6 protein-coding genes and 1 pseudogene are annotated in these 9,596 nt (G+C 69.0%); 1 reads left to right on the forward strand and 6 read right to left on the reverse strand.

Annotated elements, in window-relative coordinates; translation table 11 throughout:
* Positions 1 to 348: 348 nt before the first annotated feature.
* Genes QQK25_RS21205 through QQK25_RS21230 form a run of 6 tightly spaced genes read right to left on the reverse strand, consistent with a single transcriptional unit; the run spans position 349 to position 9,098 of the window.
* Positions 349 to 1,287, reverse strand: a complete 939-nt coding sequence (locus QQK25_RS21205) for a response regulator transcription factor (protein ID WP_284189752.1) — start codon at positions 1,285 to 1,287, stop codon at positions 349 to 351.
* Positions 1,280 to 4,669 (reverse strand): ATP-binding protein, encoded by a 3,390-nt coding sequence (locus QQK25_RS21210; RefSeq protein WP_284189753.1) that lies wholly within the window; start codon positions 4,667 to 4,669, stop codon positions 1,280 to 1,282. Before QQK25_RS21210 ends, QQK25_RS21205 begins: the two co-directional genes overlap by 8 nt.
* Complete coding sequence (locus QQK25_RS21215; protein ID WP_284189754.1) at positions 4,669 to 6,042, reverse strand: sigma-54-dependent transcriptional regulator; 1,374 nt, start codon at positions 6,040 to 6,042, stop codon at positions 4,669 to 4,671. Before QQK25_RS21215 ends, QQK25_RS21210 begins: the two co-directional genes overlap by 1 nt.
* Positions 6,039 to 7,634 carry a sensor histidine kinase gene (locus QQK25_RS21220; RefSeq protein ID WP_284189755.1) on the reverse strand — a complete coding sequence of 532 codons (1,596 nt, stop codon included), beginning with the start codon at positions 7,632 to 7,634 and terminating at the stop codon, positions 6,039 to 6,041. The genes QQK25_RS21215 and QQK25_RS21220 overlap by 4 nt, the downstream gene beginning before the upstream one ends.
* Before the next feature lie 9 nt (positions 7,635 to 7,643).
* Positions 7,644 to 7,907 (reverse strand): PP0621 family protein, encoded by a 264-nt coding sequence (locus QQK25_RS21225; protein ID WP_153160294.1) that lies wholly within the window; start codon positions 7,905 to 7,907, stop codon positions 7,644 to 7,646.
* A gap of 30 nt (positions 7,908 to 7,937) precedes the next feature.
* Entirely contained in the window at positions 7,938 to 9,098 is a 1,161-nt protein-coding gene (locus QQK25_RS21230) for a pyridoxal phosphate-dependent aminotransferase (protein ID WP_284189756.1), read from the reverse strand.
* A 133-nt stretch (positions 9,099 to 9,231) separates the two neighbouring features.
* Between QQK25_RS21230 and QQK25_RS21235 the strand changes: the two are divergent.
* Positions 9,232 to 9,596, forward strand: a pseudogene (locus QQK25_RS21235) (S-methyl-5-thioribose-1-phosphate isomerase); the annotation flags it as partial.

Consider the following 9,596-nt stretch of genomic DNA (forward strand, 5'->3'; position numbering starts at 1 on the left):
CAACCGCAGGCAGCGGCTGTTTCTGTTTCTTCCTTGGCATAACCATTCCTTTCCGGGACTACGTTATGCCTCAAACACAAAAATTCGGACAGGCTCAGCGTCGTCACTCTACCGTGGAGGGATGTCCCTGCAACGCAAAGCGACGCCCCTGCAACCCGCAGCGACACCCCTCCAGGCTGCAGGAAACGCCCGACAACCCAACGGGGCGCCTCCGCAAGTTGCAGAGACACCGACGCCAACCGAAATGGAATCGCCCGGACGCTGCCCGACAAGTCTGGAAGTTCCGGCAAGCCGGCCGTGATGTGAGCCGTCGCCCCGCGCGGGCAACGGCATGGCGCCGGGCGACGGCTAGCCTTCGCCGCCGCCCATCCGGATCCGCGCCATCGCCACCGACGCCGCCGCGGTGCGGTTTTCGACACCCAGCTTGGCGAAGACGTGTTCCAGGTGCTTGTTCACCGTGCGCGGGCTGGAGCCCAGGATCTCGCCGATGTCCGGGCTGGTCTTGCCCTTGATGACCCAGTAGAGCACCTCGGCCTCGCGGGTCGTGAGGCGGAAGGCGGCCTGCAGGGCCTCGATCACCGCGGTGTCGGACTCCTCCCGCAGGGCCAGCAGCCATTCGTCCTCGCCGGCCCGCTCGTGCAGCGTGAACACCAGCCGCTTGGTGCCATTGCTGATGGTGAGCGGCGGAAAGGCGTGGCCGTCGCGGCGGGCCTTGGCGGATTCGGCGATCCAGGCTCGCACGGCCTGGGGGGCGTTGTCGTCGTCGATGCCGAAGTATTCGCCCAGCAGCTTGCGGGCCAGCGGCGTCTGCCACACCAGCCGGCCGCTCTCGGGCTGCACCGCCAGCGTGGCCTGGCCGAAGGCATCGAGGGCGCTGCGGGCCTGGCGCATCAGGCGGGCGCTCTGCATGTGGGCGGCGATGCGGGCCAGCACCTCCTGGGGGCGGATCGGCTTGGTGACGTAATCGGCACCGCCAGCGTCGAAGGCCGCCACCACGTGCTCGGTCTCGGTGAGGCCGGTCATGAACACGATGGGGATGTGCTGGGTGGTGAAATCCGCCTTCAGCCGCCGGGCCACCTCGAAGCCGTCCATGCCGGGCATCACAGCGTCGAGGAGGATCACGTCGGGCACGCTGTGGCGGGCGCGCTGCAGAGCCGATTCGCCGTTGGTGGCGACGAGCACGGTGTAGCCGGCCTCGTCGAGGGCGTCGTGGAGGAGCGAGAGGTTCTCGGGGATGTCGTCCACGATCAGCACGAGATCGGAACTGAGCCGGTCGAAATCAGGCATGGCGGGCTTTGTCCAGCAGGGGCGGAATGGCGTCGAGGCGGAAGTTGCGGGTGAGCTCGCGCAGCTCGGCCACAAAAGGCGCGTAGGCGGCGTCGAGGGCCTCGATGTCGTCGAGGCGGCGCAGGATGCCCTTCACGTAGCCCATCTCGACCTGCTCGGCCAGATCGGCGATCACCTCGGGCGGCGGATAGACCATGTCGACAGGCAGCGCCGGGGGCGGCTCGGGCTGGTTGGGCTCGAGCCAATCGAGCGACAGGCGCCGGCCGATCCAGTCGATCAGCTCGGCCACCTGCACGGGCTTGAGGAAGAAATCGTTGCTGCCGATGGCGAGGTCGTTGTCGTCGGAATGCAGGCCGCGCTCGTAGGCGTTGGCCGAGATGATTGCCACCGGCACCGCGGCCATCTCGGCACCGCCCTCGCCCGCGCGGATGCGCCGCACGACCTCCCAGCCGTCCATGCCCGGCATCGCCAGATCCATGAACACCAGATCGGGCTTGAAGCGCGGCAGCACCCGCAGGCATTCCTGCCCATTGGCGGCCTGGGCCAGCGAAAAACCCAGGGGCTCCAGCAGGGTGATGAGGAACTCCCGGTCCACTCGCTCGTTATCCACCACCAGAATGCGCCGGCGCTCGCCCCGGTAGCCGACGCGGTTGCGCGGCAGCTCGCGCACGGCCACCTCGCCGCGCACCTGGGGCAGGAACAGGCGCACCCGGAAGGTGCTGCCCTTGCCCGGCTCGCTCTTCACGGTGAGCTCGCCGCCCATCACATCGGCGAACATCCGGCTGATGGTGAGCCCCAGCCCGGCGCCGCCCGCCCCCTGGGCCGAGGTGCCGCGGGAGAAGGGATCGAAGATGCGCTCGATCTCGGCCTGGGAGATACCCGGGCCGGTGTCCTCCACCTCGAAGGTCGCCATCTCCATGCGGTAGGTGAGGCGCAGGCAGATCGAACCCTTGGCGGTGAACTTCACCGCGTTGCCCAGCAGGTTGATGAGGATCTGGCGCACCCGCTTGCCGTCGGCGCGCACCACCGGCGGGATCTCGCCGATGGGCTCGAAGCGGAAGCTGAGGCCCTTGTTGCGGGCCTGGACCTCGAACATGCCGACGATCTGCTGGAGGAAATCCTTGAAATCGATCGGCTTCACGTCCAGCGCCAGCTTGCCGCCCTCGATGCGGGCGATGTCCAGGGTGCCCTCGATCACCGACAGCAGGTGGTCGCCGCTGCGCCGGATGACGTTGATGGCCTGGCGCCGGTGGGGCGGAATCGCGTCGTCGCCGTCGAGGATCTGGGCGTAGCCGAGGATGCTGTTGAGGGGCGTGCGCAGTTCGTGGCTGATGGCGGTGATGTAGCGGCTCTTGGCCTGGTTGGCCAGCTCCGCGGCCTGCTTGGCCCGCTGGAGCTGCTCGTCGGTGCGGCGGTGGGATTCGATCTCGCGCATCAGGAGGCTGGTCTGGCGGTTGGATTCCTCCTGCGCCACCTGCCGGCTTTTATGGGTGAGCACCAGCCACCACACCACGAGCCCGCTCACCAGCAGCAGGCTCATGTAGGCCTTGATGAAGGCCAGGCGCAGGGCTTCGACGGCCTCGGCCCCGTCGGTGCCGAGCAGCTGGACGCCCTGCTGGTAGAGCAGCCACACCAGCACCGCCAGGGCCGGCGCCAGCACGCCCATCAGCAGCAGATAGTGGCCGAGGCCGCTCTCCACGTAGGGCCACGCGGCCTCGGGCAGCACCCGGCGCATCGCCGCCGCCCACTGCACAGAGAGCCGCGCATCCGGCTTGCACAGGTCGTTGCAGCGGGCGTCCAGCGAGCAGCACAGGGAGCAGATCGGCCCCTGATAGGCCGGGCAGCGGGCCAGGTCGTCGGCCTCGTATTCGCGCTCGCAGATGACGCAGCGCCCGTCGCCGGTGGCGGCGTGGGGCTGGCGCGCGAGGTAGTAGCGCCCGCCGGTGGCCCAGGCGATCAGCGGTGAGGCCACGAAGGCGGTGACCAGCGCGATGAGCGCCGAGAACGCCTGGGGCCCCGGCCCGAAGGCGCCCGCCCAGGCCGCCACCGACAGCAGCGAGGCGATGCCCATCGCCCCCACGCCCACCGGATTCACGTCGTAAAGGTGCGCCCGCTTGAACTCGATGCCCGGCGGCGACAGGCCCAGCGGCTTGTTGATGACCAGATCGGCCACCACCGCCATCATCCAGGCAATGGCCACGTTGGCGTACAGGCCCAGCACCTTGCCGAGGGCCTGGAAAACGTCCAGCTCCATCAGCATCAGCGCGATGGCGGTGTTGAACACCACCCACACCACCCGCCCCGGATGGCTGTGGGTGAGCCGCGCGAAGAAGTTGGACCACGCCAGCGAGCCGGCATAGGCGTTGGTCACGTTGATCTTGAGCTGGGAGATCACCACGAACAGCGCCGTGGCGGCCACCGCCCAGCGCAGATCCGGAAAGACGTATTCGTAGGCGGCGAGGTACATCTGGTTCGGGTCCACCGCCCGCAACACCGGCACCGCGTTGCTGATCGCCAGATAGGCCAGCAGCGCCCCGCCGAGCATCTTGACCACCCCCAGCAGCACCCAGCCGGGACCGCCCACCAGCACCGCGGCCCACCAGCGGCGGGTGTTGGCCGCCGTCTTTTCGGGCATGAAGCGCAGGTAGTCGGCCTGCTCGCCCATCTGGGTGATGAGGGCGATACCCACCGTGAGCGCGGCACCGAAGGCATGCAGGTTGAAGCCCGCCCCCACGCCCTGCTCGCCCCCGTAGCCGGCGAGCTCCGACAGGATGCCCGGCCGGGCGGCGAAGACGAACACGTAAGGCACCACCAGCATCAGCACCCACAGAGGCAAGGTGATCGACTGCAGCCGGCTGATCGCCGTGACCCCGTGGGTGACCAGCGGAATCACCACCACCGCGCACAGCAGGTAACCCCAGGCCGGCGGTATGTCGAAGGCCAGCTCCAGGGCGTAGGCCATGATCGCCGCCTCGAGGGCGAAGAAGATGAAGGTGAACGAGGCGTAGATCAGCGAGGTGAGCGTCGAGCCGATGTAGCCGAAGCCCGCGCCGCGGGTGAGCAGATCCATGTCCACCCCGTAGCGGGCGGCGTAGATGCTGATGGGCAGGCCCGCCAGAAAGATGATGAGCCCGGTGGCGAGGATCGCCCACAGGGCGTTGAGGAAACCGTAATCCACCAGCAGCGTGGCGCCCACGGCCTCCAGCACCAGGAAGGACGCCACGCCAAACGCCGTGTTGGCCACCCGCAGCTCGGACCAGCGCCGGAAGCTGCGCGGGGTGAAGCGCAGGGCGTAGTCCTCGATGGTTTCGCGGGCGACCCAGGTGTTGTAGTCGCGGCGGATCTTGACGACCCGCTGGACGGCATCCGGTTCGCTGTCCATCACTCCTTGATGCCCAGCCGTTCGAGCCGGTAGCGCAGCGAGCGGAAGGTGACGCCCAGCGCGCGGGCCGCGGCGGTGCGGTTGCCGCCGGATTTTTCGAGGGCTTCCTCGATCACGTGGCGCTCCACCTGGTCGAGGTATTCCTGCAGGTCGGCGCCGCCCGGGGTGGCCGGCGTCGCCGGGCTGGCCTCGCCCATGTCGGAGGGGTCGAGGAGCAGGTCGTCGGCCTCGATGAACTCGCCGGACGACAGGGCCATCGCCCGCTCCAGGATGTTCTCCAGCTCGCGCACGTTGCCCGGGAAGGCATAGGCCTTGAGCGCCCGCAGCGCCCCTTCGCTGAGGCGCACCGGCGGCAGGCCGGAGGATTCGGACAGCCGGGCGAGGAGGATTTCGGCGAGCTGGGGGATGTCCTCGGCGCGCTCCCGCAGCGGCGGCATGCGCAGCTCGATGACGTTGAGGCGGTAGAACAGATCCTGGCGGAAGCGGGTGGCCTCGACCATCGCCTTGAGGTTTTGATGGGTGGCGCTGAGGATGCGCACGTCAACCTGGGTCTCGGTGGTGTCGCCCAGGCGGCGGAACTTCTTCTCCTGGATCGCCCGCAGCAGCTTGACCTGCATCGGTAGCGGCAGATCGCCCACCTCGTCGAGGAACAGGGTGCCGCCGTGGGCGGCCTGGAAGAAGCCTTCCCGGTCGGCATCCGCCCCGGTGAAGGCGCCCTTCCTGGCCCCGAAGAACTCGCTCTCCATCAGGTTCTCGGGGATCGCCCCGCAGTTGACCGCCACGAAGGGCGCGGCGGCGCGGGGGCCGAGGTCGTGGATCATCCGCGCGGCGCGCTCCTTGCCGCTGCCGGATTCGCCCGAGATGAACACCGGCGCCTGGCTGCGGGCGAGCTTTTCGATCAGCGAGCGCACCTGAACCATCGCCGGCGACTCGCCGGTGAGGCTGGAGGTGTCCTTCTTGCTGCCGTCGTCATCCTTGGCCGTCACCGAGAACACCGACTTGACCAGCGCCCGCAGCTGGTCAATGGAGACCGGCTTGGAGAGGTAGTCGAAGGCCCCGGCCTTGAGGGCCGTGACGGCGTTGTCCATGCTGCCGAAGGCGGTGATCACCGCCACCGGCAGGTCGCGGCAGGTTTCGGAGATGTAGCGCACCAGCTCGAGCCCGTCGCCATCGGGCAGGCGCATGTCGGTCAGGCACAGGCGGTAGCGCTTCTGGCCGAGCAGCGCCCGGGCCTCGGCCAGGGTGGCGGCACCATCGCTGGAAAGGCCGAGGCGCAGCAGGCTCAGTTCGAGCAGCTCGCGGATGTCGTCCTCGTCATCGACGATGAGCACGTCCGGGCCGCTGGAGCGGGCCCGTCTTTCGATCTGGGTCATGGTTTCACGCGTCCGATGATCCGGAAATGGGCTCCCGGCAGGGCTGCGGTGGTACCGGCTTCGGCCGGCGGCGTCACGCACAGTTCGAGCACCGCACCGTTGGCTTCGGCGAGTTCCCGCGAGATGTAGAGCCCGAGGCCGGTGCCTTTCGAGTGGGTGGTGAAGAAGGGTTCAAAAACCTGCGCCCGCAGCGCCTCGGCAATCCCCGGGCCGTCGTCGGACACATCCAGCGCTACGCGTCCATCATCTCGCAGCGCAGCATCGATTTTTACCGCAGCAGGCGCGCCGCTGCAATGACGTCGTGCATTGCCGACGAGATTCCACAGAATCTGGCGCAGATGGGCCCGGTCCATGGCCATCTCGAGCCCCGGCGGCACGCGATTCACCACCACTCCGCGGGCACCGCTCTCGGCCACGTCGAACTCCTCGATGAACTCATCGACGAACTCGGCCAGCGGCAGCGCCTCGGGCAGCGCCTCGTCGCGCCGGCCGAGGGCCAGCACGTCGGCCACCAGCCGGTCGATGCGCTGGGCGTTGTTGCCGATGATGCGGATCAGCCGGGCCTGCATGTCGCCGCGCTTCTCCTCGCGCAGCAGCTCGGCCGCCTGATAGACGGACGCCAGCGGGTTGCGGATCTCATGGGCGATGCTGGCGGTGAGGCGCCCCAGCGCCGCCAGCTTGACCTGCTGGATCTGGCGATGGATGCGGTCGAAGTCTTCCAGGTAGACCAGCGTTTCGTTGGCCTCGCCGGCGGGCAGGAAGCGCGCCAGCAGCATCTTGCCGCTGCCGTCGGCACGCAGGCTGTGGGCCGAATCGCCGTGCTCGGCCCGGCGCCGGAGTTCGCGCTCCAGGGCCGGGGCGTGTTCGCCGAGGGTTGCGCCCTCGCGCAGCTCGGCCCCCAGCAGCGCCACCGCCTGGGGGTTGAACTGGCGCACCACGCCGCCCTCGCCCACCACCAGCACGCCGTCCTGCATGTCCTGGATGATCTGGCGGTTCAGGCGCAGCTGGCTGGCCAGATCGACGCCCCGCTGGCGGGCCAGATTCTCGTTGGCGATGGCCCGCAGCGCCAGCAGGCGCGCCACCTGGGCGATGGCGAAGAAGCCGATGCAGGTGATGCCGACAGTGAAGAAATCCACCGTCTCGCGCCCCGACAGCAGCCGGAACATGTTCTCCAGCAGCACCGCCACGGTGGCGTAGGCCGCGTAGAACAGCACCATCCGCCCCTGCCCCACCAGCCCGGCGCCGGCGAGCGCGATGAGGATCAGGATCGGGATGCCGCTGCGGTAGCCGCCGCTGGCCCACATGATGAGGGTGAGCGAGGTGACATCCACCAGCACCTGGACGGTGACCAGGCGGTTGTGCCCGAGCAGCCGGGCCGCATCGGGAAAGCCGAAGCTGAGCACCGCCGCCACGTAGGCAAACGAGACACCGAAAAAGATGGTGGGCGAATCGCTGCCCAGATGCAGGGACGGCCCCGCCACCAGAAACAGCCCGGCGAGGGTCAGGCGAAACAGGTTGAGATAGCGCAGCGGCTCGGAGCGGCTGAAGTCGTCGGCCAGGCCGACATCCCGCTGGGGCAGCTCGAGCTTCACGGGTGCGGCTTAGCTGCGCGGGCCGAGACGGCGATGCTCCTCGGAGCAGTAGAAGCTGCCACCGCCCCGCACGCTCTCGCTCTCGGGCACGTGCAGGCCGCAGTGGGCGCAAGCCACCATCTGTTCGATCTCGGCCACCGGGGCGCCGCGCTGGGGCGCCGGCTCGTCATCCTGCCGCGGGGCCTGGGGGCCGGGCGCGCCGGGCCGGCGCAGGGCGCGCCGCACGTAGTAAAGGCCGATCAGGAACAGGATGAACAGGAGGATATTGCGCACGTCGAGGGCTCCAGCGGTAAGCTGCCGAGTTTAGCAGAAGCGCCGGAGCCGCTCGAAAGCCGCCTCCAGCGTCTCGTCGCGCTTGGCAAAGCAGAAGCGGATCACCCGCTCGTCGCGCCCGTCGCCGAAGAAGGCTGACAGGGGGATCGCCGCCACGCCCACCTCGCGGGTCAGCCACTGGACGAAGTCGGTGTCGGGCGCATCCGAGATCGCCCCGTAGCGGACGGTCTGGAAGTAGGTGCCGGTGCACGGCAAGAGTTCGAAGCCCGTGCCGGCCAGCCCGGCCCGGAAGACATCCCGCTTGGCCTGATAGAAGGCCGCCAGCCCCAGGTGGCGCGACGCATCCATCATATAGTCGGCCAGTGCCAGCTGCACCGGGGTGTTCACCGTGAACACGTTGAACTGATGCACCTTGCGGAACTCGGCCATCAGCGCCTGCGGGGCCAGCACGTAGCCCACCTTCCAGCCGGTCACGTGGTAGGTCTTGCCGAAGCTCGACACGATCACGCTGCGCTCGGCCAGATCGGGATACAGGGCCGCGCTCTCGTGGCGCCGGCCGTCGAAGACGATGTGCTCGTACACCTCGTCGGCCACCACGATGATGCCGGAGCCGCGCACCAGATCGCACAGGGCCCGCATGTCGTCCGGCGACCACACGGTGCCGCTGGGGTTGTGGGGCGTGTTGATCATGATCATGCGGGTCTTCGGCGACACCAGCGCCCGCACCGCGGCCCAGTCGGGCCGGTAGTCCGGCGCCGACAGCCGGGCGCGCTTCACCACGCCGCCCGCCAGCTCGATGGACGGCACGTAGGAGTCGTACACCGGCTCGAAGACGATCACCTCGTCGCCCGGATGCACCAGCGCCGCCACCGCGGTGAACAGCGCCTGGGTCGCCCCGGCGGTCACGGTTATCTCGGTTTCCGGGTCGTAGCTCGCACCATAGAGCGCGGCGACCTTGGCGGCGATGGCCTCGCGCAGCGCCGGCACCCCGGCCATCGGCGCGTACTGGTTGTGGCCGGCGCGCATCCAGTGGGAAACGCGCTCGAAGAGCAGGTCTTCCGCGCTGAAATCCGGAAACCCCTGGGAGAGGTTGATCGCCCCGCACTCCTGGGCCAGGCGCGACATCACGGTGAAGATCGTGGTGCCCACCGCAGGCAGACGGGAAACCACAGGGGCGGGAAAACGGGGCATGACGATCACTCCGGGCTGGATCAACGCAAAAAGGCGGGCCGATTCTGGCAGATGACGCCCCCGACGGCCAGCCACCCGGCGCGCCGGCCCCGATACAATCCCGGTTCCGCCCACCTCACCGAACCGCCCCACCGTGCCTGATCACTGCCCCACCATCGCCCGGGACGGCCAGCAGGTCGTCATCCTCGACCAGACCTGCCTGCCCTGGACCGAACGCTTCGTCCGCCTCGACTCCCTCGCCGACGCCGCCATCGCCATCCGCGATATGCAGGTGCGCGGCGCCCCGCTGATCGGCGCCACCGCAGCCTTCGGCATGGCCCTGGCCCTAAAGGCCGACGCCTCCGACGACGCCCTCGCCCACGCCGACGCCGTGCTGCGCGCCACCCGCCCCACCGCGGTCAACCTGCATTGGGCCCTCGACCGGATGCAGGACGCCCTCGCCCCGCTACCCGATGCCGAGCGCCCCGCCGCCGCCTGCGCCGCCGCCGAGGCCATCCG

It is taken from the genome of Zoogloea oryzae (genome assembly GCF_030161255.1).
GTDB lineage: Bacteria > Pseudomonadota > Gammaproteobacteria > Burkholderiales > Rhodocyclaceae > Zoogloea > Zoogloea oryzae.